20 protein-coding genes and 1 pseudogene are annotated in these 23430 nt (G+C 60.8%); 6 read left to right on the forward strand and 15 right to left on the reverse strand.

Translation table 11 applies throughout. The annotated features are described in order from the left end of the window. Positions 1–51: 51 nt before the first annotated feature. The 3 genes from ACZZ0K_RS24285 to ACZZ0K_RS24295 are packed head-to-tail and all read right to left on the reverse strand — an operon-like array spanning position 52 to position 1816. On the reverse strand, positions 52–723 hold the full coding sequence (locus ACZZ0K_RS24285) for a GNAT family N-acetyltransferase (RefSeq protein ID WP_056790955.1): 672 nt from the start codon (positions 721–723) through the stop codon (positions 52–54). A gap of 12 nt (positions 724–735) precedes the next feature. Then, positions 736–1182, reverse strand: coding sequence for a GNAT family N-acetyltransferase (locus ACZZ0K_RS24290; RefSeq protein WP_258707359.1), 447 nt, complete (start codon positions 1180–1182; stop codon positions 736–738). A 10-nt stretch (positions 1183–1192) separates the two neighbouring features. Beyond that, positions 1193–1816: an FMN-binding negative transcriptional regulator gene (locus tag ACZZ0K_RS24295; RefSeq protein WP_122698742.1), complete on the reverse strand. Its 624-nt coding sequence runs from the start codon at positions 1814–1816 to the stop codon at positions 1193–1195. 93 nt (positions 1817–1909) lie between these two features. Between ACZZ0K_RS24295 and pdxR the strand changes: the two are divergent. Then, a pseudogene (gene pdxR / locus ACZZ0K_RS24300) lies at positions 1910–3459 on the forward strand (MocR-like pyridoxine biosynthesis transcription factor PdxR). Here the strand turns inward: pdxR and ACZZ0K_RS24305 are convergent. From ACZZ0K_RS24305 to aspA, 10 genes are all read right to left on the reverse strand, one after another. After that, a complete protein-coding gene (locus ACZZ0K_RS24305) occupies positions 3416–4177 on the reverse strand; it encodes a hypothetical protein (protein ID WP_463559520.1) in 762 nt (253 codons plus the stop codon). The pseudogene pdxR and the gene ACZZ0K_RS24305 overlap by 44 nt on opposite strands. A 5-nt stretch (positions 4178–4182) precedes the next feature. Then, the gene (locus ACZZ0K_RS24310; protein ID WP_463559522.1) at positions 4183–6984 is read right to left on the reverse strand and encodes a dermonecrotic toxin domain-containing protein; all 2802 of its coding nucleotides are present in this window, start codon (positions 6982–6984) and stop codon (positions 4183–4185) included. A gap of 14 nt (positions 6985–6998) precedes the next feature. After that, the gene (locus tag ACZZ0K_RS24315) at positions 6999–8015 is read right to left on the reverse strand and encodes a hypothetical protein (RefSeq protein WP_463559523.1); all 1017 of its coding nucleotides are present in this window, start codon (positions 8013–8015) and stop codon (positions 6999–7001) included. A 141-nt stretch (positions 8016–8156) separates the two neighbouring features. Beyond that, positions 8157–9251 carry a polyamine ABC transporter substrate-binding protein gene (locus tag ACZZ0K_RS24320; RefSeq protein WP_258707357.1) on the reverse strand — a complete coding sequence of 365 codons (1095 nt, stop codon included), beginning with the start codon at positions 9249–9251 and terminating at the stop codon, positions 8157–8159. After that, positions 9248–10273 carry a histone deacetylase family protein gene (locus ACZZ0K_RS24325; protein ID WP_252885037.1) on the reverse strand — a complete coding sequence of 342 codons (1026 nt, stop codon included), beginning with the start codon at positions 10271–10273 and terminating at the stop codon, positions 9248–9250. The genes ACZZ0K_RS24320 and ACZZ0K_RS24325 overlap by 4 nt, the downstream gene beginning before the upstream one ends. A 188-nt stretch (positions 10274–10461) precedes the next feature. After that, entirely contained in the window at positions 10462–11433 is a 972-nt protein-coding gene (locus ACZZ0K_RS24330; RefSeq protein ID WP_252867835.1) for an IS110 family RNA-guided transposase, read from the reverse strand. 270 nt (positions 11434–11703) lie between these two features. Further along, positions 11704–12696 (reverse strand): AraC family transcriptional regulator, encoded by a 993-nt coding sequence (locus ACZZ0K_RS24335; RefSeq protein ID WP_095181211.1) that lies wholly within the window; start codon positions 12694–12696, stop codon positions 11704–11706. A gap of 245 nt (positions 12697–12941) precedes the next feature. Beyond that, positions 12942–13946, reverse strand: coding sequence for an asparaginase (locus ACZZ0K_RS24340; RefSeq protein ID WP_258707356.1), 1005 nt, complete (start codon positions 13944–13946; stop codon positions 12942–12944). 171 nt (positions 13947–14117) lie between these two features. After that, positions 14118–15566 (reverse strand): alanine/glycine:cation symporter family protein, encoded by a 1449-nt coding sequence (locus ACZZ0K_RS24345; protein ID WP_016772471.1) that lies wholly within the window; start codon positions 15564–15566, stop codon positions 14118–14120. Between the two features lie 482 nt (positions 15567–16048). Further along, positions 16049–17473, reverse strand: coding sequence for an aspartate ammonia-lyase (gene aspA / locus ACZZ0K_RS24350; RefSeq protein ID WP_016772472.1), 1425 nt, complete (start codon positions 17471–17473; stop codon positions 16049–16051). Positions 17474–17653: 180 nt separating this feature from the next. Between aspA and ACZZ0K_RS24355 the strand changes: the two genes are divergently transcribed. The 5 genes from ACZZ0K_RS24355 (at position 17654) to ACZZ0K_RS24375 (ending at position 21475) form a co-directional block, all read left to right on the forward strand. After that, the gene (locus ACZZ0K_RS24355; RefSeq protein ID WP_150742873.1) at positions 17654–18571 is read left to right on the forward strand and encodes a LysR substrate-binding domain-containing protein; all 918 of its coding nucleotides are present in this window, start codon (positions 17654–17656) and stop codon (positions 18569–18571) included. A 332-nt stretch (positions 18572–18903) separates the two neighbouring features. Next, positions 18904–19395: a 5-(carboxyamino)imidazole ribonucleotide mutase gene (purE, locus tag ACZZ0K_RS24360; RefSeq protein ID WP_007920220.1), complete on the forward strand. Its 492-nt coding sequence runs from the start codon at positions 18904–18906 to the stop codon at positions 19393–19395. A gap of 10 nt (positions 19396–19405) precedes the next feature. After that, the gene (locus ACZZ0K_RS24365; protein WP_041476593.1) at positions 19406–20488 is read left to right on the forward strand and encodes a 5-(carboxyamino)imidazole ribonucleotide synthase; all 1083 of its coding nucleotides are present in this window, start codon (positions 19406–19408) and stop codon (positions 20486–20488) included. 111 nt (positions 20489–20599) lie between these two features. Then, positions 20600–20845 carry a GlsB/YeaQ/YmgE family stress response membrane protein gene (locus tag ACZZ0K_RS24370; protein WP_016772475.1) on the forward strand — a complete coding sequence of 82 codons (246 nt, stop codon included), beginning with the start codon at positions 20600–20602 and terminating at the stop codon, positions 20843–20845. A 93-nt stretch (positions 20846–20938) separates the two neighbouring features. Then, positions 20939–21475 carry a DUF3299 domain-containing protein gene (locus ACZZ0K_RS24375; RefSeq protein ID WP_056790934.1) on the forward strand — a complete coding sequence of 179 codons (537 nt, stop codon included), beginning with the start codon at positions 20939–20941 and terminating at the stop codon, positions 21473–21475. Positions 21476–21705: 230 nt separating this feature from the next. On the opposite strand, the gene ACZZ0K_RS24380 is transcribed toward ACZZ0K_RS24375, so the two are convergent. Beyond that, on the reverse strand, positions 21706–22605 hold the full coding sequence (locus ACZZ0K_RS24380) for a D-hexose-6-phosphate mutarotase (RefSeq protein WP_252882881.1): 900 nt from the start codon (positions 22603–22605) through the stop codon (positions 21706–21708). 57 nt (positions 22606–22662) lie between these two features. Next, positions 22663–23067, reverse strand: coding sequence for an acyl-CoA thioesterase (locus ACZZ0K_RS24385; RefSeq protein WP_003229628.1), 405 nt, complete (start codon positions 23065–23067; stop codon positions 22663–22665). Positions 23068–23430: the final 363 nt, after the last annotated feature.

A 23430-nucleotide genomic window follows, 5' to 3' on the forward strand; every position in this document is an offset into this window, starting at 1 on the left:
GACACACCGCCTTCGCGAGCAGGCTCGCTCCCACAGGGGTATCCGTGAAGTTCAGCTACGGCATTCGGCCAGACCTTTGAGTTGGCCAGCAGGCGTCTGGTTTTCATCGCTCAGCCAGCGCTCGAACCCAGCACCAATCGCCGGCCATTCCGCATCCAGAATCGAATACCACGCGGTATCGCGGTTCTGGCCCTTGACCACCATGTGCTGGCGGAAGACGCCTTCAAAGCTGAAACCCAGACGCTCGGCCGCGTATTTGGAGCGGGCGTTGCCGTTGTTGCACTTCCATTCCAGGCGCCGGTAACCCAGCTCGAACGAATACTTGGCCAGCAGGTACACCGCCTCGGTGCTTTTCGGCGAGCGTTGCATTGGCGCACCGAAAGTGACGTGGCCGATTTCGATGCGGCCCTGCGCCGGGACGATCGACATCAGGCTGAGGATGCCTTGGACCTGACCAGTCGCACGGTCGATGATGCTGAAGAAATACGGGTCGCTGTTGGCCGCATGATTGTTCAGCCAGTCGTTGAACGCGCTGCGCTCGGGAAACGGACCGTAAGGCAAGTAATCCCAAAGCTTCGGATCGGCACCCGGCCCTTCGAGGGCGGCGTAAAGCTCATCGCCATGACGCGCCGGGTCGAGTTTTTCCAGACGAATGAAACGGCCCTCGAGCAGCGTGGCGGAGGGGGCGGGGACGCCTTTCCAGTCAGCGAGTGAAGCAGTCATGTGCGCGTCTCCTTAAAGGGCTTTACGAAACTGGATGAATCCCGGACGTTCGGCAATGCGCTCGTAGAGCTGGATCGCCGTGGCGTTGGTTTCATGGGTCAGCCAGTGGACTTTGCAGCAACCATCGGCCTTGGCGGTAGCGTAGACATGCTCGATCAACAGCCGACCGACACCGGTGCCACGGGCTTCCGGCACCACCAGCAGATCCTGCAAATAGCAGGAATTTTCGATGCTCCAGTTCGAGCGATGATAGATGTAATGCACCATGCCCAGCGCTTTGCCTTCAGCCCAGGCGAGTGCGGCGTGGGTCGGTTCATTCGGGTCGAGCAAGCGCTGCCAGGTGCTTTGGGTGACGGCGTCTGGCAGTTCCGTGTTGTAGAAGCGCAAATAGGCTTGCCACAACGGCAGCCAGGCATCGTGGTCGTCGGCGCTGACCTGGCGAATGTCGATCTCAGTCATGGTGATTTCCTTAGCGCATCAAGCGGGCGAGGGTTTGATCGTTGGCGTCGGGGCTGGCGGCGAGGCCTTCGCGCACGCCGGCAATGTCTTCAGCGCTGCGGTTCTGGCTGAGCTTGCGTTTGCCTTCGAGGCGGTCGATGGGAATGGCAAACCCGACGATGGCCTTGAGCATGCCGTCGATGTAGTCGGCCGGCGCATCGTCGACCGACCACGGCTGCGCGCGGCCCGCTTCGTGACGGTCAGTGAGGGTGCTGACGATGTCGAGCAAGCGGCCGCCATCACTGAAGGTCTCGGCCTGGCCGTAGGCGTGCACGGCGATGTAGTTCCAGGTCGGCACGACCTTGCCGTGCTCGGCCTTGCTCGGATAGAAGCCCGGGCTTACGTAGGCGTCTGGTCCGGCGAAGATCAACATCGCCTCGGCGCCGTCACGCAGGTCTTTCCATTGCGGATTGGCCTTGGCCAGATGGCCGTAGAGCGTGCCGTATTCGCCCTGTTCGCGATGCAGCAGCACCGGCACGTGGCTGGCTTGGAGTCCGTTCTCACCGTGGCTGACCAGAATGGCCAGGCGCGTGGCGAGGATCAGTTCGTGCAGTTGGGACAAGTCTTCGATGGCAAAGGCGCGTGGCGTGTACATGGACAGATTTTCCTTGGCGAATGCCTGCATCCTAGGCAGGCTATTGGTCCGTTGTAAGAGCCATTGATGAGCCATTTCATAGGTCCATTAGCCATGCCCGATCTGCCACCCTTGTCGATGCCTTTCAATCCGGCCGGAATCGAACTCGATCGCCGTCAAGGCCTGAGTCGCCAGCTCTATCAGGCTCTGCGCCTGCGGGTGCTGGATGGACGCCTGGCCAGTGGCACGCGATTGCCGGCCAGCCGAGACCTGGCCTCGGCGCTGGGCATTTCCCGTAACAGCGTGGTGCGTGCCTACGATCAGTTGTATGCCGAGGGCTTTATCGAAGGGCGCGTCGGCGACGGTACTTACGTGGCGCAATTGGCTCAGACAGCCACGTCGAAGAAAAACTATCCACAAATTCATCCACAGGCTTGTCAACAGGCTTACCCACAGCCTTATCCACAAATTGGCTGGATTTACCTGTGAATCCATCCAGCAAAGTTATCCACAGTGGTGGCTTTTCTCGCATTGAAAGGCATCATTTACCTCGACCACCGAGCGGTCCGCCGCGCGCTTTTCGGGTGGGTGTGCCTGCATTCGATCTGTTCCCGTTCGAGGTCTGGGCCAAGCTGAACGCGGCTTTCTGGCGCAAACCGGATCTGCAGCAGCTGTGTTACGGCGACCCGGCCGGTGATGCGCGGCTGCGCGGCATGATTGCTGCGTATTTGCGCAGCTCGCGCGGCATGCAGTGCACGGCTGAGCAAATTGTGATCACCAGTGGCGCACAGCAGGGCATCAGCCTTTGTGCACAGTTGCTGGTCGAGCCGGGGGACGGGGTGGCGATCGAGAATCCGGGCTATCGCGCCGCCGGGCATGCCTTCGCTGTGGCGGGGGCGAAATTGCATGGGGTGGCGGTAGATAGCGACGGCATCGATTGCAGCGCCATGGCCCGGCTCATCGATTGTCGGGTGGCTTATGTCACGCCGTCTCATCAGTACCCGACCGGAGTGGTGATGAGTCTGGCCCGGCGTCTGGAATTGCTCGCCTGGGCCGAGCGTGTCGGCGGCTGGATCGTCGAGGATGATTACGACGGCGAGTACCGCTACACCGGCGCACCGCTGGCGCCGTTGGCCGCACTTGATCGTCAGGGGCGTGTGCTCTACGTCGGCACCTTCGGCAAGGTCGCTTTTCCGGCGTTGCGCCTTGGTTATCTGGTGCTGCCGCCAGCGCTGGTCGACGCGTTTGCGCAACGCCGCGCCGTCGATGTGCGGCATTCGGAGGTCAGCACCCAAGCGGTGATGGCCGAATTCATGGCTGCCGGGCATTTCCAGCGGCATATCCGCCGCATGCGCCGGGCTGCGCTGAGCCGACGCAACTGCCTGCTCGAAGGCTGGCCGATGATCGCCGGTGTCGGTCAGTTGCCGGCCGTTTCAGCCGGGCTGCACCTGACCGTCGCCGTGGACAGCATCGAGCGCGAGCAGCAATTGATCGCTCAGGCCGCTGATGTCGATGTCGAAATCAACGGCCTGAGCAGCTACTGGTTACCCGACTCGACTACGCCCATGGATCAGCGCGCCGGCCTGGTGCTGGGTTTTGCCGCCGTACCTGAGCCTGCGATCAAAGCGGCGCTGTCGCGTCTGCGGCAGGCTTGGCAAGATTGAAGAACAGCGTTTCGGCGCTGCGACTGGAAATTTCGCTGCGATGGATTTCAATCAGCCTCTGATTATCCACACCCGTTATTTCGGCGACGCCCCCCATGCGGTGCTGAGCGAGCGTTTTCATATGTCCACGCACAAATGCACCAACGGGCGCGTCGACGCTGCTGTAATGGAAATGCGCATAGCAGAGGACCTTGTCGGTATGCGCATCACGAATCTGATACTCGTCGAGAAAATCGTTCTGATGGCGCCTCAGACGCCGTCGGGTCAGGGTTTTCGAGATGCTCACTTCGCCCTTGTCCTTGAGCCACTCGACCCCGGCAGCTGTTGGCAGTTGTTGCTTGACCAGGCGGATTCGCGTGCTGGTGCCTTTTTGCTCCAGTGTCGTAGCCGCAGCGTCGAGCTTGTGGTTGAGCTCTTCGGACGGTTCGTGCAAAGCAGCGGTGAGGTTACTCGCCGTTAACGCTTCATCGATCGCCGCACCGGCTTTGCGCAACAGGGTGGCGTGATTGTGGTATTCCTCTTCGACCTCCACTGGAATGCGCGAGCCGCGTTTGAGACGCGACTCGATGCGCCGATGAAACGCCGCCAGCCCGTCGATCAATGCCTGCCCTTCGCTGATGCTCTTGTTGAGGTTGGGCCGGGCTTTAGGCAACGGTGCAGGCCGTGCACTCTGCTCGACCCAGATACCTGGCGATTCCTCCTTGAATGTCGCGATCACTCTCGTCAGCGCCGTACCGACTTCGACCAGATCGGTGTTCTTGCCGTCGAGGCTTTTTTCCGCTGGCCGACCAGGGTGCCCTTGTTGCGTGTCTTGATGATCTGCCGATTCGAAGCTGACGTTGCGGGTCTCGACGGACCGGCTTGCGGCACCAGTAGATGCCGGTAGCGCAACAGATCGGCGAGTCGGTTGTCGGCGCTATCCTTGAATGCGGCCACGCGCGCCTGCAATTGCCTGAGTCGTTCCGTGTGTATGTGTTCGGAATATTCACTCGCCAGGTCATCGAAACGCTTGTCCACGGAAGCGAACTGTTCGCTCACCTGACTCAGGGCGTCGATGCGTATGCGCAGATCACTGAGGCTTTCATCGGCGCTCAGGTCCCGCGAACTCTGAACGTTCAGCGCAGCATCTTCGAACAGACTGGCCAGCGCTTGTTGTGCCTCGACATGAGCGGTGGAATCGCCGGGCTTGATGCAGGTGTACTGGCCGAGACTGATTTGCAGAGTCTTCAGATCATCCAGCGGGTAGGGCGCCAGGCTGATGTTGTATTTCTGCTTTATCTCCAGGCCATCAGGTCCCAGCCTGGTCAGTTCATCCAGGCAGGCTTCAGCCGACTCCATTTTCTCGATAATGGTTTGAGTGGCATCGTTCAACTGTTCAAACGCAGAGGTGACTGCCTGCGATTCGCCGCGCAGTTCGTCGTCCAGTATCGCCTGCACCCTCAGTACGCGTTGCTGGTAATCCGAAGCGTTATTGCTGAGCCACTCCTGCCCCAGAAACAATTGCATGTCCAACCGCTCCGGCATGACCGTGCGGTAGTTGGGAATCGATTGCTTGCAGTTGAGTGTCTTGATCAGCTGAATGTTCGCGGCATATTCGTTGTGCTGTGAATCGAGCGTGGCGAGGTACTGCGCAAGCGCTTGTTCGCGTGCCTGCGCAGGGGCATCGCGCAGGCTATTGCGTTCGGCATCGAGACGGCTGCCTTTGCTCTCCATCGTCAAATCGAACGCGGTGATCTGCTCGGACAATACGGCCACCTCCTGGTTTTTGCCTTGCGCCACCTTGCGCCCGTCCTCCAGCCCGCCTCCGCGCAGGCGCAAACGCAGATCTATCACCCATTGGCCATTGGCGGTATAGGCCAGCTTGGGCCCGGGAGGTCGGGTGGACTGACGCGTATCGACGATGTGCACATCGCCTTGCGCGTTGCGCGCGACTTCGAACCATCGCTCGCCGACCCGGGCGTACCATTTGTCTGCGTGGGCGTAGAGGTCTCGGTACGCGCCTTCCCGGGTGGCTGCGCCAAGGGCTTTGGGCTTGCCGACCTTGAACCCGTCCAACAGCGTGGCGAGTGCCGTCGGGGATCGTTTCAGCGCCGTGATGCTGTCGATCGATGTGCCATGGAATTGGGTTAATTGCGGGCCGGTGATATCGGGCTGGCGCAGCGCTTTGACGATTCTGGCGGCAGGTCTGGTCGTCGCTGGGTCCTCTTCGAGCTCCGTGGCCACGGGTGTCGATGGCGCATCGCCCACCGCCGCACGGTGGGCGAGCACCATGCCCAGCGCCAGGAGAATATCGGCGATGGCCGTCCAGGCGATCTTCCCCGATTGCTCGTTGGCGCCGTCGGTGATTTCCTGCAGATCATCCATGATCTGCCAGATCCACGCCGCTGTGCCTACGCTGCGGCCCAGGAACGGCAGCGCGGCATTGAGCATCACCCAACCGCCCTGTTTCAGCGAGGCCCAGCGTGCTTCGGCATCGGAGACCGACTGCCGGTCGGCTTGAGTAACAAGCGCCTTGACGTTGCTTTCGTGCAGGGTTGCGAGGACATCGCTGGCGATCACCTGAGTGCCCAGCGCAACCGCGCCTGACATATCCAGCGCAGTGGTCGGATTGATCATCAGTTGCGGGATCGTCCACACCGACGGCAGCCTGGCGGTAAAGACGAACTGGCTGTAATTGAAGCGCACATCGTCCGGCAACCAGGCCAGTACCGAGTCACGCAAATGTCGCGAATGCTGGATCGCAAAAAGCAGATTCGCGGGCCCCGGATATTGCAGCAGAGTCTTGTCGAACAGCGGTCGATACAGCACGCACGGCCCTTTGTCGGCATCGCGCGGGCCTATGACATACATGTTGTCGACAGTGTCTGCGGTGGAGCGGCTGCGATGAGCGACGAAGGCCAAAGGGCGAATGACGATTTCCTCGCCATCGACGTAGCGTTCCGCGCCAGTCGTTGCGAATGCGGCGACCACGTATCGATAACCCGATTCATCGAGGCCGGCTTTACCCCGGATCTTGTGCTGCAACGCCAGCAATGGCAGCTCAATGCGCAGCTGACTGGTGTAGAGCCCTTGCAACAGCGGCGCTTGCACGGGGTCGTCTAGCAGCATGGCCTTGAGATGCGCCGGGTAGGTCTTGCCGATGTCGACCGTGCTGACCAGTTTTTCCAGAAAAGTCGCGCTCATCCACTCGGGTACCGGGCTGCCATCCTTGTACCGCACAGTCTTGTTGCCCAACGGCAGGCCTGCGAGGTTTTGCAGGGCAAGCTCGGTCAGCGTCCATGTCTGAGCCTGAGTATTTCCCGGCAATACAAACGTGCCCCAGACCACGAGACTGGTGATGGTGATTTCGATGTTGTCGATGTTCACGTCTTTGGCGCCGGGCTGCTCCTTGAGAATCTGCCTGATCAGCGCTGCACGAGTGAACGCCTGCAGGCTGGTGATTTCGCTTTGAAAGGATTTGCCGTTGTTTTCGTGCTGCAGCGTTGTCAGATCCAGCAGGTGCCGGCTGTAACGCGTCTGATCCATGGGCAGTGCGTCGTTCAGCCAGTCCGGAAGCATCGGCTGCAAACGCTCGAAGTGCGCTTCGAGGCGCGGTGTCGGTTGTGCCGGTTTGCCGGCCGTGCCGGTATGCGGATAGATGCGTTGACCAGGGGAATCCTGAAAAAACTGATTTCGCCCAAGGCATCCGCTTCCATGGAAATCAGCGTGCACGCCTGCTGGTCGAAGAAATTGCCCTGGGGTTCGACCAGCCGCCACTTGAGATCTTCGCCCGAGGCGCTTGCGCCATATATCCGCAGCAGAGCCTCGCCGAGTTCCTCCAGTGAATCGAAACGCTGAAAGCCCTGGGTGACCGCGTGGGTGAGAATCAACTTGCGGTCTGCGATTGTGCCGATCACTACTGCGGCATCGACCAGGGTCAAGTGCGATGACTTGTCGGAGCTACCGCGATCGAGGTCAATCAGATATGCCTTTGCCGAGTACGGGGCGGGGGCCAGGCGTTGTTGCGGGTCGGGCTGTTTGAAAATCGCCCGGGCCATGGCGATCTCGTCAGGTTCCCAGCCGACGCTGGCATCGACGTTCCACAGGTTGCGCAGTGCCTCGGACAATTGCTGCCAGCGCGGTTGCCCGGGGTAGGTGAACTCGTCCCAGTATTCGACGTGCTGCTCCTTGTAGGCGATGAACAGCAGTGGCGCCAGTTCGTTGAGCAACAGGCCGATGGCATCGATCTTTACCGGCAGATGCGCGGGTGCGGGCATGCCGGGTTGCAGGGTCAGATAGTGCTCGCCATCAAGGTACGTCACCGTGGTGCCGGACAGGCCGAGCCGCACCAGGGCGTTGGTCAGCGATCCAGCCTGATACCCATCGGGTACGACTCGACCATCCACAATGGCCCAAGTGGGTTGCACGACCATCGCCAGACGCGGGTCTATGTCGAGATTCGGATACAGCGTCTTGAGGGCATCGCGCAGCGTTTTTGAAGCGACTTCCTGCAGTGAGGGGCCAGTAACCAGCTGAGTCACGATATCGACGGCACTGGCTTTGGGAATGGCGGTCATGGTGGTTTCCTGCTCTGTCGGGACGCCGCAAGGGCGGCGGAGCAGGGCAAGTTAAAAGGCGCAACAGCGACCCGTGCGGTAGATAAAGCTGCCAGGCAAAAAAAGACCCGCCGAGGCGGGTCTTGAGCAAACGAGCCGGTTTCAGGTCCCGGACTTGATTTTCGTCCACGCTCGCGTGCGTGCGCGTTCGGCATCCCGAGGCAGCGGCTGCAAGGTGTAGAGCGTGCTCATTGCCGCGTCGGTCGGGTACAGGTTCGGGTTGTTGCGAATGGCTGGATCGACCAGGCCGGTGGCGTCCTTGTTCGGGTTCGGATAGCCGACAAAATCGCTGACCGGGGCAATCACCGCCGGTTGCAGCAGATAGTTGATGAAGGTGTAGGCGTCCTCGGTGTTCTTCGCGCCCTTGGGAATGGCGAGCATGTCGAACCAGATCGGCGCGCCTTCTTTGGGCAAGCGCATGTCCACCACCACGCCGTTTTTCGCTTCCTTGGCGCGGTTGGCCGCTTGCGAGAAGCTGCCGGAATAACCAACGGCCACGCAGATGTCGCCGTTGGCAATGTCGGCCATGTATTTGGAGGAATGGAAGTAGGTCACGTAAGGACGAATCTTCATCAGCAGCGCTTCGGCCTTGGCGTAATCCGCCGGCTTCTTGCTGTTGGGGTCCAGGCCCAGGTGTTGCAGAGCCAGCGGCAGAATCTCCGACGGCGAGTCGAGCAGGGCGACGCCGCACTGCTTGAGCTTGCTGATGTTCTCTTCCTTGAAGATCAGGTCCCAACTGTCCACGGGCGCGTCGTCGCCCAGCGCTGCCTTGATCTTGGCCGGGTTGAAACCAATCAGGATGGTGCCGTACATGTATGGCACGGCGAACTTGTTCCCCGGGTCATTGGCTTCGATCAGCTTCATCAGCTTCGGATCGAGATGATTCCAGTTCGGCAGTTTGCTGCGATCCAGTGGCTGAAATACCCCGGCCTCGATCTGCTTGGCGAGGAACACGTTGGACGGCACCACCACGTCATAGCCGGAGTTGCCGGTGAGCAGCTTGGCCTCGAGCGCTTCGTTGGTGTCGAAGATGTCGTAGATCAGTTTGGTCTGGCTGTTCTGTGCCTTGAAGTCGTCCAGCGCCTTGGGCGTGATGTAGTCGAACCAGTTATAGACGCGCAGCGTGCGTTCTTCGGCGTGGGCGCCAGCGCTCAGCATGGCTGCGCACAGCGCCGAGGCGATCAGTCGCTTTTTCATTGTTCGAAACCTTCCAGCACGTTCACTGCGTTGATGCCGATTTCTTCCACCGCGTAGCCACCTTCCATGACGAACAGGGTCGGCTTGCCGAGGGCGGCGATGCGCTTGCCCATGGCCAGGTAATCCGGGCTGTCGAGTTTGAACTGCGAGATAGGGTCGTCTTTGAACGTATCGACGCCGAGGGAGACGACAACGATGTCCGCTCCGTAGCGATCAATCTCGTCGCAGGCCTGATCCAGCGCTGCACTCCAGACATCCCAGCCGGAACCGGCCGGCAGCGGATAGTTGAAATTGAACCCTTCACCGGCGCCTTCGCCACACTCGTCGTCATAGCCGAGGAAGAACGGAAACTCCGCTTCCGGGTGACCATGGATCGAAGTGAACAGGACGTCGCTGCGTTCATAGAAAATCGACTGAGTGCCGTTGCCGTGGTGGTAGTCGACGTCAAGGATCGCGACTTTCTTGTGGCCCTGATCGAGAAAGGCCTGAGCGGCGATGGCGGCGTTGTTGAGGTAGCAATAACCGCCCATCAAGTCGCTGGCGGCGTGATGTCCCGGCGGACGGCACAGGGCGAAGGCCGCGCGTGCGCCACGCTGGATTTCTGCCTGCGCGGTAAGCGCCACTTGCGCCGCGCTATAGGCCGCTTGCCAGGTGCCGGCGGTAATCGGCGCGCCGCCGTCGAAGCTGTAATAACCGAGCTGGCCATGCAGGCTGGTCGGTTTGATCGCACGCAAGGTCCGCGCCGGCCAGGTGTAGGGCAGCAGGTCGCCGTCGGTGTTGAACTCGGTCCAGCGTTGCCATGCACCTTTGAAAAATTCCAGATAGTCGCGGCTGTGAATGCGCGCGATCGGCTCCAGGCCGAAATCCTTCGGCGCTTCGACCGCACCGAGGTTTTGCTTCTGCACGCGTTGCAGCACATGGTCGGCACGCGACGGCATTTCGAAGCACGGCTTGAGCTGGCCATCGATGAGTTCGCAGCGGCCATGGTGCAAGTGGTGATCGTCTGAGTAGATCGTCAGCATTTGTTGTTCTCCGCAAGGCTGATTCGGTGGCTTTCAGTGTTGCGGCGCAGTTTGAATCGGAGAACGTCGGGAGCGGCCAAAAGGGGATCGATATGGCCAAAACCTCTGACCGCAATTCGCCCCTCACAATCAAAGATCGCCGCCTTCGGCAGCTCCTACACCGATCCCTGTAGATACCGTCTTGAGCCTCACCGGGCAAGCGCAAGTTTCGGGTCATATGGCAGTCCTGACTTGAGCACTCCGTAAATGAAGTGCAGCAGCTTGCGCATTGCTGCGCAGATGATCTGCTTGGGGGCCTTGCCATTGGCTTCCAGGCGTTCTTTCATCGCCTTGATCGCCTTATTGTGTTTCAGCGCCACCATGCCAGGCATGTAAAGGCCTGCACGCAGCCGTGCTGACCCTACTCTTGAGATCAGGGTGTGACCTTTGAGCTTTCCTGATTCCTGCAGCTTTGGATTGAGCCCTGCGGCAGCGACCAGTTGGCGAGGATCACTGTATTTGCGCAGGTCACCCAGTTCGGCGAGCAATCGTTCAAGCGTTTTTTGTCCGATGCCGTCGATGGTTACGATGAGATCCCGCATCTGACGCATATCCGGGTCGTCATCGATGTGTTTTTTGATCGCCTTATGCGTTTCTACGATCTCTTTTTCGATATGGCGCAGAACGGAGTTGATCGAGTCTTTGACCTTTTCGTCGGAAACGTCCAGACGATTAAGCTCCATTTGTTCCATTTCCTGAAGGTCATCCAGGCGGCGCACCATTGCTTTTAACTGGCGGTATTTCAGCGGCTCAGGCGCCCATGGGTGAAGTTTTTGATCCTTTTCCCGGGCAAAGTCGGCGATCAGTTTGGCATCGCTTTTATCGGTCTTGATGCGGCGCAGTTCGCTGTCAGCGTACGCTTTGGTCGTAGCCGGGTTCACGACGCAGACCCGGAAGCCTTTGTTGTAAACGAATTCCGCGAGCTCCAAGTGGTAGACGCTGGTGGCTTCCATCACGATCAGGGCCGAACGCTCGGCGTTTTTTTCTAGCCACGCCTCAAACTCTTTAAAGCCCTTTGGATCGTTGGCCAGCTTGGCCTTGGTTTTGTGCTTGCCGTTGGGCTGGTGTGTAGCGATATCAAAGGTGTTCTTTGCGATGTCGACGCCAACGAAACCGGACATGATCGTTTCTCCACTTGTTCCCTGTTGCGATCATCACGTCACTCTGTCCAACCTTGCGAATGCGGGCTCTCGCCGCAGGCGGGCCCAAGATACCGTGCGAACTGTACGAGTGAGTGTGGAGGGCTGGAGCACGATCTACGTCACAGGCAAAAAGCCTAAGGAGCTGCGCGGCTTCCAAGTCCCTCCCTCGATGATCAGTCGAGAACTATCGCTCCTGACGGAGCGTTAGTCGAGATACAAGGAGCTGCCGAAGGCTGCGATCTTTGATCTTCAGGATCTGAACTGACTCGGCGCCACGCCACTCCAGCGCACAAATGCATGACGGAAACTCGCGGTCTCGCTGAAGCCCAGCGTCTCGGCGATCCGATAGATCGGCAACTGGTCCTCACACAACATCTGCTTGGCCCGTTCGAAGCGCAGTTCATCGAGCAGTTCCTGATAGCTGCTGCCCATGTCTTTCAAATGCCGGCGCAGGGTGCGCGGTGAGCACTTCATTTGCTGCGCGAGCCCCTCCAGCCCCGGCGCGGCATTCAATTGTGCGCTGAGCAACTGACGAATCCGCCCCAGCCAGGCCTGGCGTCCGGTGAATTCCAGATTCTGTTTGCGGCAACGTTCGGCCATGGCCTGATGAGTGATGGCGTCGGCCAGCGGCAGCGGCTGATCGAGCCAGTGGCGGTCGAAGGCGAAGGCGTTGTCTTTGGCCGAGAAGTGCAGTGGCGAGTTAAAGGGTTCGGCGTAGCTGTCGCGGTAGTCCGGCGCTGCATGTTCGAAGCGCGTGGCGCGCAGCGGCAGGGAATGGCCGAGCAAGTCGTCGCAGATGACTTTCAGGGACACCAGACAGAATTCGGCGTTGAACACCGCCATCGCCGCGCTTTCACGGTAATCAGCAGCGACGAACCAGACCTGCTCGCCATCGTCTTCCAGGCTCAGTTCGAACAACGTGCCCAACAGCGCCGGATAACGGATCGCCAGCCGCAAAGCGTCACCGAAGGTGGCACAGGTCAGCAGGGCGTAACCGAGCATGCCGTAACAGGACACGTGCATGCGCCGGCCCAATTCGAGGCCGATGTCACGCTTGAGTGCCACTGCGTTGGTGCAGACCTGCATCTCTTGATGGGTGGTGATGCGCGTATCGGCACGCTGCAGATCCGCTGCCACGATGCCGCTGCCGGCCAGTAACGCCTCGCTCGACAGGCCTTCGGCCTTGAACGTGTTGAGGATCAGCGAGACCGCGTTGAGGGTGGTGAGGTGGGAGTGGAGCATGGGATCTTCCAGCCTTGAGGTGGCTGGAACGCAGCAAGTTGCATGCCGCAGGCCCTCACCCCAGCCCTCTCCCAGAGGGAGAGGGGGCCGAACGGGGGATATTGCAGAACTACACCGACGTGAGACACCGCCGCCGAATCCATAATCGACACTGTTTATCAGGTCGGTGTATAGCGCAAGACAACAGGGTCAGTTCCCTCTCCCTCTGGGAGAGGGTTAGGGTGAGGGGCAATCCAGCGCCGAGCTCAGATCAACTCACCACACAAATCCAGTTCGATCAATCGTCGCACTTCAGCCGTTTCCAGCCCGGCCCCCAGCAAGCCATGCAACTTGCCGAACGCCGCCTCGCGGGTCATGCCGCCACCGGACAACACGCCCACCCCACGCAAGCGGCTGCCAGCCTCGTAGACATCCAGCTCTACCCCGCCTTCATGGCATTGCGTCACTGCCACCACCACCACGCCGTTATCCCGTGCACGGCCAAGGCTGGCGAGGAACTCGGGGTTATCGCTCGGCCCGGTCCCGCTGCCGTAGCATTCCAGCACCAGACCTTGAATGCCGCTGTCGAGCAGGCCGTCGAGGACTTCGGCACTGATGCCGGGAAACAGCGGCAACACCGCGACTTTCGCCAGTTGCTTCGGCTGGTTGTAGTTCAGCGCGCCTGGAATCGAAGGCGCCTTCACACCACCGCCCTGACGCTCCAGGCGTTTGAACGGATGGCGGCCGAAGCTGCGCACTTTCGCGCAGCGGGTCGGTGCCAGCAGTTCGCCGTGGAAGTACAGGTGCACGCCCGGCGCCAGGCCTTGGCCGAGGGCGACCAGCGCGCCGCCGAGGTTTTCCCAGGCATCACTGTCGGTCACACCCGCTGGCAGCATCGAACCGGTGAAACACACGCGGGCATGCAGACCGAGCAACTGAAAACTCATCGCCGCCGCGCTGTAGGCCAGGGTGTCGGTGCCGTGCAGAATCAGCACGCTGTCGCAGCCTTGCACGTCCACGGCATTGACCACCGCTTCGCGCAGTTGCTGCCAGTAGGCCGGGGTCATGTTGGCGCTGTCGATCAGCGGCGACATTTCCCGAAATTGCCACTGCGGCACTACCAGCTCAGGCTGACTGTGCAGGTAGTCGCGCATCCGCGCTTCGAAACCGGACGCCGGGGCCAGACCGTTGGCGCTGGCCTGCATGCCGATGGTGCCACCGGTGTAGAGCACCATGACGTGTTGAGCGGCGGGATAGGTCGACGAGCTCATAGGATTCTCCGAAACGATGAGGGCCCTGTGGGAGCGAGCCTGCTCGCGAAAGCAGTGTGTCATTCAACAATGATGTTGGCTGAAAGTCCGCCATCGCGAGCAGGCTCACTCCTACAGGTTATTGCATCACAATAACTGACGGGCGCAGGGGATGCGCCCGTCATTCACCTGTCAGCGTTGCGCTGCAGGTACGCCTTGCGGCGCAGTTTCAGTCTGGCCCGCCGCTGCTGGCGGGTTCACCGGCCAGGCGTTGCGATCCAGATCCAGATCGGCGAATTTGCTCGAATCAAACACTGGCTGTTTAACGCCGGCGCGACGCTGCTCATCGTAGTCGCGCATCACCCGCAGGCCGACCTTGAACAGCATGGCCAGGGCCACCAGGTTGACGAAGGCCAGGCAGGTCATGGTGATGTCGGCAAAGGCGAACACCGTCGTCAGGTCCTGCATCGAACCCCATACCACCAGCGCCAGCACCAGGCCGCGGAACAGCATCAGCAGGGCGCGGTTTCGGCTGAGGAACTGCAAGCTGTTCTCGCCCAGATAGTAGTTGTAGAGGATGCAGGTGAAGACGAACAGCGACAGCGCGACGCTGACGAACATGCGGCCCCAGTCACCGACCACGGCCGCCAGCGAGTTCTGGGTCAGGACGATGCCGTCACCTTCGAAACCCGGGGTGTAGAAGCCCGACAGCAGGATCAGCAGCGCGGTGCAGGTGCAGATCACGAAGGTGTCGAGGAACACGCTGAAAGCCTGGACCACGCCCTGCGCGCCCGGGTGCTTGACGGCGGCCACGGCGGCAACGTTCGGCGCACTGCCCAGGCCCGCTTCGTTGGCGAACACGCCACGCTTCACGCCCATGACAATGGCGCTGCCGAGCAGGCCGGCAAAGGCCGGGTCGAGGCCGAAGGCGCTCTTGAAGATGGTTTCCAGCATGGCCGGCACGTGTTCGATCTGGGTGCCGATCACGTACAGGGTCACGCCGATGTAGGCCAGGGTCTTGATCGGTACCAGCAGGTCGGACACCGAAGCGATGCGCTTGATCCCGCCGATAAAGGTGATGGCCAGCAGCACCGCCAGGACGATACCGGTGTGTTGCGGGTTGAAGTCAAAGGCGTTCTGCAGCGAGTGGGTCACGGTGTAGGACTGCAGGCCGATGAAGGCGAAGCCGTAGGTGACCAGCAGCAGAACGGAGAAGACTATCGCCATGCCTTTGAGCTTGAGCCCGTGCTGGATGTAGTAGGCCGGACCGCCACGGTACAGGCCGTCGCCATCCGCGCGCTTGTAGACCTGGGCCAGGGTGCACTCGAAGAAGCTGCTGGACATGCCGACCAGAGCGGTCACCCACATCCAGAACACCGCACCCGGACCACCGAGAGTCACGGCGATGCCGACACCGGCGATGTTGCCTGCACCGACGCGGCCGGCGAGGCTGAGCATCAAGGCCTGGAACGAGCTGAGTTGCCCGGCGCTGCCTTTGAGGCTGTCGCGGAACACCGCGAACATGTGGAAGAAATGACGCAGTTGAACGAAACGCGAGCGAATCGTGAAGTAACTACCGAGCCCGACAATGAGCACGATCAGTACTTTCCCTGAGAGGAAGTCGTTGATGACTTCGAGCATGGATTTATCCTCGCTGTTTTTTGTGGGTGCAAATGCTGGATCGGAGAAACATCGTGTTACACCGGCCTGCGCGCGGCACGACGGGTGAGGCGAAGGTTTCGTCCCGGATCCATATCGCGGGTTTTGTTATTAGTTCGGGTTTCGCATGGGTTATGGCCTCGTTACCGACGACCGCTCACGCGAAGAGGGGCGGCACTATACCGATCAGTGGCGCGCCCGTCTGCACGGTAGTGGTGCAAGCGACGAAACGAGGTTGCTGCAAATCAAAGATCGCAGCCTTCGGCAGCTCCTACAGGTGCACGTCAATCCTGTAGGAGCTGCCGAAGGCTGCGATCTTGGCGGTATCGAATACACAAAGCATCTAACGTCCTGCCCGCAAAGAAGTTAAAAAAAGGGCTCGGGGACAAAATCCCCAAGCCCTCAAAAGGTGAGAGGTGTCTAGTCCCTCGACCTGGTGAGCGGTGCTACAAGTTCGCGTCGGCTCAGGCTTTGAGCGGAACCAGACGCGGGGCAATCATGTTTTCCGGGCGCAGGATGTCGGCGAGCATGGCTTCGTCGAGCAGACCTTCTTCGCGCACCAGTTCCAGCACGCCGCGGCCGCTTTCGAGAGCGATACGGGCGATGCGGGTGGCGTTTTTGTAGCCGATGTACGGGTTCAGTGCGGTGACCAGACCGATCGAGTGCTCGACCAGTTCACGGCAGCGCGCTTCGTTGGCGGTGATGCCGACGATGCAGTGCTCGCGCAGCATGTCCATGGCACGTTGCAGCAGGCGGATCGAGTCGAGGATCTTGAAAGCGATCAGCGGCTCCATCACGTTCAGTTGCAGCTGGCCGCCCTCGGCTGCCATGGTCAGCGCCAGATCGTTACCGATGACCTGGAACGCGACCTGGTTCACGGCTTCCGGGATCACCGGGTTGACCTTGCCGGGCATGATCGAGCTGCCTGGCTGACGCGCCGGCAGGTTGATCTCATTGATGCCGGTGCGTGGGCCGCTGGACAGCAGGCGCAGGTCGTTGCAGATCTTCGACAGCTTGACCGCAGTGCGCTTGAGCATGCCGGAAAACAGCACGAAGGCGCCCATGTCGGAGGTCGCTTCGATCAGGTCGGCGGCCGGTACCAGCGGTTGCCCGCTGATCAGCGCCAGACGCTGTACCGCCAGCGCCTGATAACGCGGGTCGGCGTTGATGCCGGTGCCGATCGCGGTGCCGCCCAGGTTGACTTCGGTCAGCAGTTCCGGGGCCAGCGTCTTCAGACGCGCGAGGTCTTCGCCCATGGTGGTGGCGAACGCGCGGAATTCCTGGCCGAGGGTCATCGGCACGGCGTCTTGCAGCTGGGTACGGCCCATTTTCAGGACGTGGTCGAACTCTTTACCCTTGGCCGCGAACGCCTGAATCAGGCTGTCGAGGCTGGCCAGCAGCGCGTCGTGACCCAGCAGCAGACCCAGGCGGATCGCCGTCGGGTAGGCGTCGTTGGTCGACTGCGCCATGTTCACGTCGTCGTTCGGGTGCAGGTACTGGTACTCGCCTTTCTCGTGGCCCATCGCTTCCAGAGCAATGTTGGCGATCACTTCGTTGGCGTTCATGTTGGTGGAGGTGCCGGCGCCACCTTGAATCATGTCGACCACGAACTCTTCGTGGTAATCGCCGCGGATCAATCGCGCACAGGCTTCGCTGATGGCAGCGTGCTTGGCTTCGCTCAGGTGACCCAGCTCGCGGTTGGCGTCAGCGGCGGCCTGTTTGACCATCGCCAGGCCCACAACCAGTTTCGGGTAATGCGAAATCGGAACGCCCGAGAGGCGGAAATTGTTCACCGCTCGCAGGGTCTGGATGCCGTAATACGCATGGGCCGGTACTTCGAGGGCGCCAAGCAGGTCGGTTTCTGTGCGGAAAGATGCAGCGGAGGACATGATAGAAATCATCTCGATAAGGACCCGGTCTGTGCCGGAACGCTGCGAATGCTAGGCTTGTAGGGATTTTTGGGCCAATGCTGTTCAGCACTGCCCTATGCACATTCGGCATAATGCCCATGTGACGCCGCCTGTGCGGCAGACGTGTGACCTGTTTTGGTGCGTGTCCGGGAGGACGTGATGAATCTGGAAAGCAAATGGCTCGAGGACTTCAGTGCCTTGGCCGCCACCCGCAGCTTCTCGCAGGCGGCCGAACGGCGCTTCGTGACCCAGCCGGCATTCAGTCGGCGGATCCGCAGCCTCGAAGCGGCGCTGGGGCTGACTCTGGTCAATCGCTCGCGCACGCCGGTCGAACTGACGGCGGCGGGGCAGTTGTTTCTGGTGACTGCGCGCACCGTGGTCGAACAGCTCGGTGAAGTCCTGCGCCACCTGCATCATCTGGAAGGCGGGCAGGGCGAGGTCATGCAAGTCGCAGCGGCGCACTCGCTGGCGCTGGGCTTTTTCCCGCGCTGGATCGCCCAGTTGCGCAACGAAGGGTTGAACATCGCCACACGGCTGGTGGCGACCAACGTTGGCGACGCCGTGCACGCTTTGCGTGAAGGTGGCTGCGATCTGATGCTGGCGTTCTACGACCCGGATTCGGCGATGCAGATGGACCCGGAGATTTTCCCGTCGCTGCATTTGGGCCAGACCGAGATGCTGCCGGTGTGCGCGGCGGATCTTGACGGCAAACCATTGTTCGATCTGGAAGGCGAGGCGAGTGTGCCGTTGCTGGCTTACAGCGCCGGGGCGTTTCTTGGGCGTTCGGTGAATGGATTGCTCCGCCAGCGCCAGTTGCGCTTCACCACGATCTACGAAACCGCGATGGCCGACAGCCTGAAAAGCATGGCCCTGGAAGGCCTCGGCATTGCCTGGGTGCCGCAACTGAGCGTACGCGCCGAACTGGCTCGCGGTGAACTGGTGGTGTGCGGCGGCCCGCAATGGCATGTGCCGCTGGAGATTCGTTTGTACCGCTGCGCCCTGGTGCGCAAGGCCAACGTGCGGTTGCTGTGGCGCAAGCTTGAAGGCGGCGCTGCGCAAGGTACAACCGGAACCTGAGGTGAACGAAACACCCTGTGGGAGCTGGCTTGCCAGCGATTGCGGTGGTTCAGTCACCTTCTCTTTTTACTGATGCGACGCCATCGCTGGCAAGCCAGCTCCCACAGGGATCCGGAGATGTCTCGGTGCTGACCTTTAAGTCAATAAAACCGGGCGTTTCGCTCATTTGACAGATGGTCGTTTCGGGGGCTGTTTATTGCTTTCTTTGCGGTATACTGCGCGGCCTTCGGCCGGCACGTCCGGCCATTTTTCGTACAATCAAGCCACGCAACCTGCGTGGCTTGTTGTTTTATGACGCGCCTGCGGGCGCTCCAGAGAGAAGAGGCGCGACGATGAGTGCACTGGTTGGCGTGATCATGGGCTCCAAGTCCGATTGGTCCACCCTTAGCCACACCGCCGATATGCTGGAAAAGCTCGGCATCCCGTACGAGGTCAAGGTGGTTTCCGCCCACCGCACCCCGGATCTGCTGTTCCAGTACGCCGAAGAGGCTGAAAGCCGCGGCATCGAGGTGATCATCGCCGGTGCCGGTGGCGCAGCCCACTTGCCAGGCATGTGTGCGGCCAAGACCCACCTGCCGGTGCTGGGCGTGCCGGTGCAGTCGGCCATGCTCTCGGGCGTCGATTCGCTGCTGTCGATCGTGCAGATGCCAGCTGGCATTCCGGTTGCCACCCTGGCCATCGGCAAGGCTGGCGCAATCAACGCCGCCCTGCTCTCGGCGAGCATCCTCGGCGCCAAGCACCCGCAGTTCCACGCGGTACTGAAAACCTTCCGTGCCGAGCAGACAGACAGCGTCCTGGACAATCCAGACCCACGTATTGCCTGAGGTTGTTGAGATGAAGATCGGTGTAATCGGTGGCGGCCAGTTGGGTCGCATGTTGGCCCTGGCGGGCACTCCGCTGGGCATGAACTTCGCTTTCCTCGACCCTGCGCCGGACGCCTGTGCGGCCGCGCTGGGCGAACACCTGCGGGCCGATTACGGCGATCAGGATCATCTGCGCCAACTGGCCGATGAAGTCGATCTGGTGACCTTCGAATTCGAAAGCGTCCCGGCCGAAACCGTGGCGTTTCTTTCGCAATTCGTGCCGGTCTACCCGAGCGCCGAAGCCCTGCGCATTGCTCGTGACCGCTGGTTCGAAAAGAGCATGTTCAAAGACCTCGGCATTCCGACCCCGGCCTTCGCCGACATCCAGTCGCAAGCCGACCTGGATGCCGCCGTCGCTTCCATCGGTCTGCCGGCCGTGCTGAAAACCCGCACCCTGGGTTATGACGGCAAGGGCCAGAAAGTCCTGCGCAAACCGGAAGACGTGGCGGGTACGTTCGCCGAACTGGGCAGCGTTGCCTGCTTGCTGGAAGGCTTCGTGCCATTCACCGGCGAAGTGTCGCTGATCGCCGTGCGTGCCCGCGATGGCGAAACGAAGTTCTATCCACTGGTGCACAACACCCACGACAGCGGCATTCTCAAGCTGTCGGTGGCCAGCACCGATCACCCGCTGCAGGCGCTGGCGGAAGATTATTCCAGTCGCGTGCTCAAACACCTCGACTACGTCGGCGTGATGGCTTTTGAGTTTTTCGAAGTCGACGGTGGCCTCAAAGCCAACGAAATCGCCCCGCGCGTGCACAACTCCGGGCACTGGACCACCGAAGGTGCCGAGTGCAGCCAGTTCGAAAACCACCTGCGCGCCGTGGCTGGCCTGCCGCTGGGTTCGACCGCCAAGGTCGGCGAGAGCGCGATGCTCAACTTCATCGGCGTAGTGCCGCCGGTGGAAAAAGTCATCGCCATCGAAGACTGCCACCTGCATCACTACGGCAAAGCTTTCAAGGCCGGACGCAAGGTCGGCCACGCCAACTTGCGCTGCGCCGACATGGCCACGCTGCAAGCGCAGATCATCAAGGTCGAAGCGCTGATCGCCGAGTAAACCAGTTTCATGTGGCCGCGGCGGAACCATTCAGGGGCCGCCGTTCTCTCATGGCAGGATGCGAAACACTGGCTAGTCTTTCGCATATCTTCCAAATCAGAGGGAAATGCCATGGGAATTATCGGAACCATCTTTATCGGCTTGATCGTCGGCCTGCTGGCTCGGTTCCTGAAACCGGGCGATGACAGCATGGGCTGGATCATGACCATCCTGCTCGGTATCGGCGGTTCGCTGGCGGCCACCTACGGCGGCCAGGCTCTGGGCATCTATCAGGCGGGCGAGGGCGCTGGTTTCCTCGGCGCACTGGTCGGCGCTGTCGTGTTGCTGGTGATCTACGGTCTGATCAAAAAGAACTGATCGAAAGCGACAAAGCCCTCTCGGCCAGCGCGGCCGGGAGGGCTAGAATGCGCGGCGACTCACCGTCCATTCCTTTGCCTGCCGAGCACCTTCATGCGCCGTCTTCTGTTGACTCTCCTCTTGCTGGGCAGCTATCTCGCCCACGCCGGCGAACTGCCGGAAACCGACTGGCTGGAACTGATGCCCAAGTCGGATCAAAAGGCCCTCGAGGCCATGCCGGAAATCGACCACAACTCCCCCGAAGCCACCGGCACCTTCACCGAGAAGGGCGGGATGAAGCAGGCCAAGGGTCTGCCAGCGGTGATGTATTCGACGAAAACCGTGGCGTCAATGAACGACAAGCACATCCGCATCGGCGGATACCCGGTGCCGCTGGAATCCGACGCCAAGGGCCGCAGTACGCTGTTCTTCCTTGTGCCGTATCCGGGCGCCTGCATCCACGTGCCGCCACCACCGCCGAATCAACTGGTGCTGGTGCGGTATCCAAAAGGGTTGAAGCTGGAGGACATCTACACACCGCTTTGGGTGACCGGCACGCTTAAAATCGAAAAGGTCAGTAATGACCTGGCGGATGCGGCGTATGCGCTGGAGGCGGAGAAGGTGCGGGTGGTGCAGGAGGCTGACCTCTAAAGCGCGCCGCACATAAATTTGGGAGTGAGCCTTTGTGGTGAGGGGATTTATCTGTGGTGAAGGGATTTATCTGTGGTGAGGGGATTTATCTGTGGCGAGGGGATTTATCCCCGCTGGACTGCGCAGCAGGCCCCAGCTTTTGATTTAAAAAAAGCGGGGGCCGCTTCGCGACCCAGCGGGGATAAATCCCTCGCCACGGGGCTCTTTGCCCTTTTGTATTGCGCTAGAGCTTAGAGCGGCGTAGCGGCGACGCTAACACCCATCGTATGGCGCGCACCCGGCGCCAGGGTCACCAGATCATCCATCACATTCGCCGTTTCGATGCACAGCATGCGCTGCCAGCCATCGTTGTCCATGTCCGGCAGGGCGGCGGCGCGGCCGATCCACGGGTTCCAGATCACCGCCGTGCGTGAGCCGGTGGAGGTCAGCACGATGCGTCGTTCCCAGGTCGGATCAACGATGCTCAATTGCGGCGGAACGTCGAGGTAGATGCGGTCGGTCTCGCCGGCGAAATGCAGATCGCCGCTCTGGCTGGCCGTGTTCCAGTCGTCCAGGGTCTCGATGTAGTTGAGCCCGGCCACGCCGTCGACATGCACATTACGCACGTCACTCACGGCGAAATAGGTGTGCAGCGCCTGACTCAGCGTGACGCTGTCAGTCCCCCGGTTATGGCTGGTCAGACTGTAATGCAGTTGATCCGCCAGATGCAGGGTCAGGGTCAGATCGACTTCGTGGGGCCAGCCCGGCAGGCCACCTTCCGGGTAGGGCAGCTTGAATTCGACCTTGATGCCGTCAGCCTCTGATTCGATGTTGCCCAACTCCCAGTCCATCGCCCGCACCAGACCGTGCGCGGGGGCCGGCTGCTCGCCGGTATACATGGCCTGCACGCTGCTCGGGTTGCGTTCGAATTTGCCGAACCACGGCCAGCACACCGGCACGCCGGCGCGGATGCTCTTGCCGGTCTTGAACTCGGCCTTGTCGTTGAGCCAGATGATCGGCGGCTGGCCGTCGATCTGATAACTGAGGATGTGCGCGCCTTGCTGGGCCACCAGCACTTCGGCCTTGCCGTGGCGGATGCGCCAGCAGTTCAGTTCATCCTGTTTCACGGCTTCAACGTTGGGCGTGTTCATGGGCAACTCTCGATCAGACACTGGGGACGGCTATCGACCGCAAAACGGCCGCGAGGTTTAACGCGCGCGTGGCGGCACCGAACGGGTGCGACCGCTGCCGTCGATGGCGACGAAAACGAAGACCGCTTCGGTGACCTTGCGCCATTCGCTGGAGAGTGGGTCATCGCTCCACACTTCGACCATCATCTGGATCGAGCTGCGGCCGATTTCCAGGGTCTGGGTATAAAAGGACAACTGCGCGCCGACCGCGACCGGGACGAGAAACGCCATGCGGTCGATGGCGACAGTGGCAACGCGGCCACCGGCCACCCGGCTGGCCATGGCGGTGCCGGCCAGATCCATCTGCGCGACCAGCCAGCCGCCGAAAATATCGCCAAAGCCGTTGGTTTCGCGGGGAAGTGCGGTGATTTGCAGGGCCAGGTCGCCCTGTGGGATCGGATCTTCTTGTTCGAGCTCTATCATGCCGAGGGGCCTCTGACCCGTGACTCTTCGTGGGTATTGCGGGTGGTAGCCGTCTTCAAGAAAAACGATTCAACACCGAACACACTGCGTTCGTCACGTTTTCCATCAGGCGCCTAAAGGGAAACTCTGCGAAAAAGGCTAAATCCCGAGCAAAGGACGGGCCAACAACGTTTTCGCACAGCAACCTCTTACAAATCCTGCGCAGGTGGCGAGTATATCGGTCGATAGACCCCGCGACGACCACCCGGTTCTGATTTCGACCGTCAATTACGCGCCTCTATGTGCTTTTTCGAACAATTTGCTATGGTGCCGAACCTGTCCAAGCCACCGCCAGCGTTGTTGTGGCGACAGATTCGACTATAA

It is taken from the genome of Pseudomonas sp. AC255 (genome assembly GCF_979258175.1).

Bases quoted from the DNA above. Each gene is read 5' to 3' on its own strand.
- ACZZ0K_RS24285 (WP_056790955.1), bottom strand. From the start codon at position 723: ATGACTGCTTCACTCGCTGACTGGAAAGGCGTCCCCGCCCCCTCCGCC.
- ACZZ0K_RS24290 (WP_258707359.1), bottom strand. From the start codon at position 1,182: ATGACTGAGATCGACATTCGCCAGGTCAGCGCCGACGACCACGATGCC.
- ACZZ0K_RS24295 (WP_122698742.1), bottom strand. From the start codon at position 1,816: ATGTACACGCCACGCGCCTTTGCCATCGAAGACTTGTCCCAACTGCAC.
- ACZZ0K_RS24310 (WP_463559522.1), bottom strand. From the start codon at position 6,984: ATGGATCAGACGCGTTACAGCCGGCACCTGCTGGATCTGACAACGCTG.
- ACZZ0K_RS24315 (WP_463559523.1), bottom strand. From the start codon at position 8,015: ATGACCGCCATTCCCAAAGCCAGTGCCGTCGATATCGTGACTCAGCTG.
- ACZZ0K_RS24320 (WP_258707357.1), bottom strand. From the start codon at position 9,251: ATGAAAAAGCGACTGATCGCCTCGGCGCTGTGCGCAGCCATGCTGAGC.
- ACZZ0K_RS24325 (WP_252885037.1), bottom strand. From the start codon at position 10,273: ATGCTGACGATCTACTCAGACGATCACCACTTGCACCATGGCCGCTGC.
- ACZZ0K_RS24330 (WP_252867835.1), bottom strand. From the start codon at position 11,433: ATGTCCGGTTTCGTTGGCGTCGACATCGCAAAGAACACCTTTGATATC.
- ACZZ0K_RS24335 (WP_095181211.1), bottom strand. From the start codon at position 12,696: ATGCTCCACTCCCACCTCACCACCCTCAACGCGGTCTCGCTGATCCTC.
- ACZZ0K_RS24340 (WP_258707356.1), bottom strand. From the start codon at position 13,946: ATGAGCTCGTCGACCTATCCCGCCGCTCAACACGTCATGGTGCTCTAC.
- ACZZ0K_RS24345 (WP_016772471.1), bottom strand. From the start codon at position 15,566: ATGCTCGAAGTCATCAACGACTTCCTCTCAGGGAAAGTACTGATCGTG.
- aspA (WP_016772472.1), bottom strand. From the start codon at position 17,473: ATGTCCTCCGCTGCATCTTTCCGCACAGAAACCGACCTGCTTGGCGCC.
- ACZZ0K_RS24355 (WP_150742873.1), top strand. From the start codon at position 17,654: ATGAATCTGGAAAGCAAATGGCTCGAGGACTTCAGTGCCTTGGCCGCC.
- purE (WP_007920220.1), top strand. From the start codon at position 18,904: ATGAGTGCACTGGTTGGCGTGATCATGGGCTCCAAGTCCGATTGGTCC.
- ACZZ0K_RS24365 (WP_041476593.1), top strand. From the start codon at position 19,406: ATGAAGATCGGTGTAATCGGTGGCGGCCAGTTGGGTCGCATGTTGGCC.
- ACZZ0K_RS24370 (WP_016772475.1), top strand. From the start codon at position 20,600: ATGGGAATTATCGGAACCATCTTTATCGGCTTGATCGTCGGCCTGCTG.
- ACZZ0K_RS24375 (WP_056790934.1), top strand. From the start codon at position 20,939: ATGCGCCGTCTTCTGTTGACTCTCCTCTTGCTGGGCAGCTATCTCGCC.
- ACZZ0K_RS24380 (WP_252882881.1), bottom strand. From the start codon at position 22,605: ATGAACACGCCCAACGTTGAAGCCGTGAAACAGGATGAACTGAACTGC.
- ACZZ0K_RS24385 (WP_003229628.1), bottom strand. From the start codon at position 23,067: ATGATAGAGCTCGAACAAGAAGATCCGATCCCACAGGGCGACCTGGCC.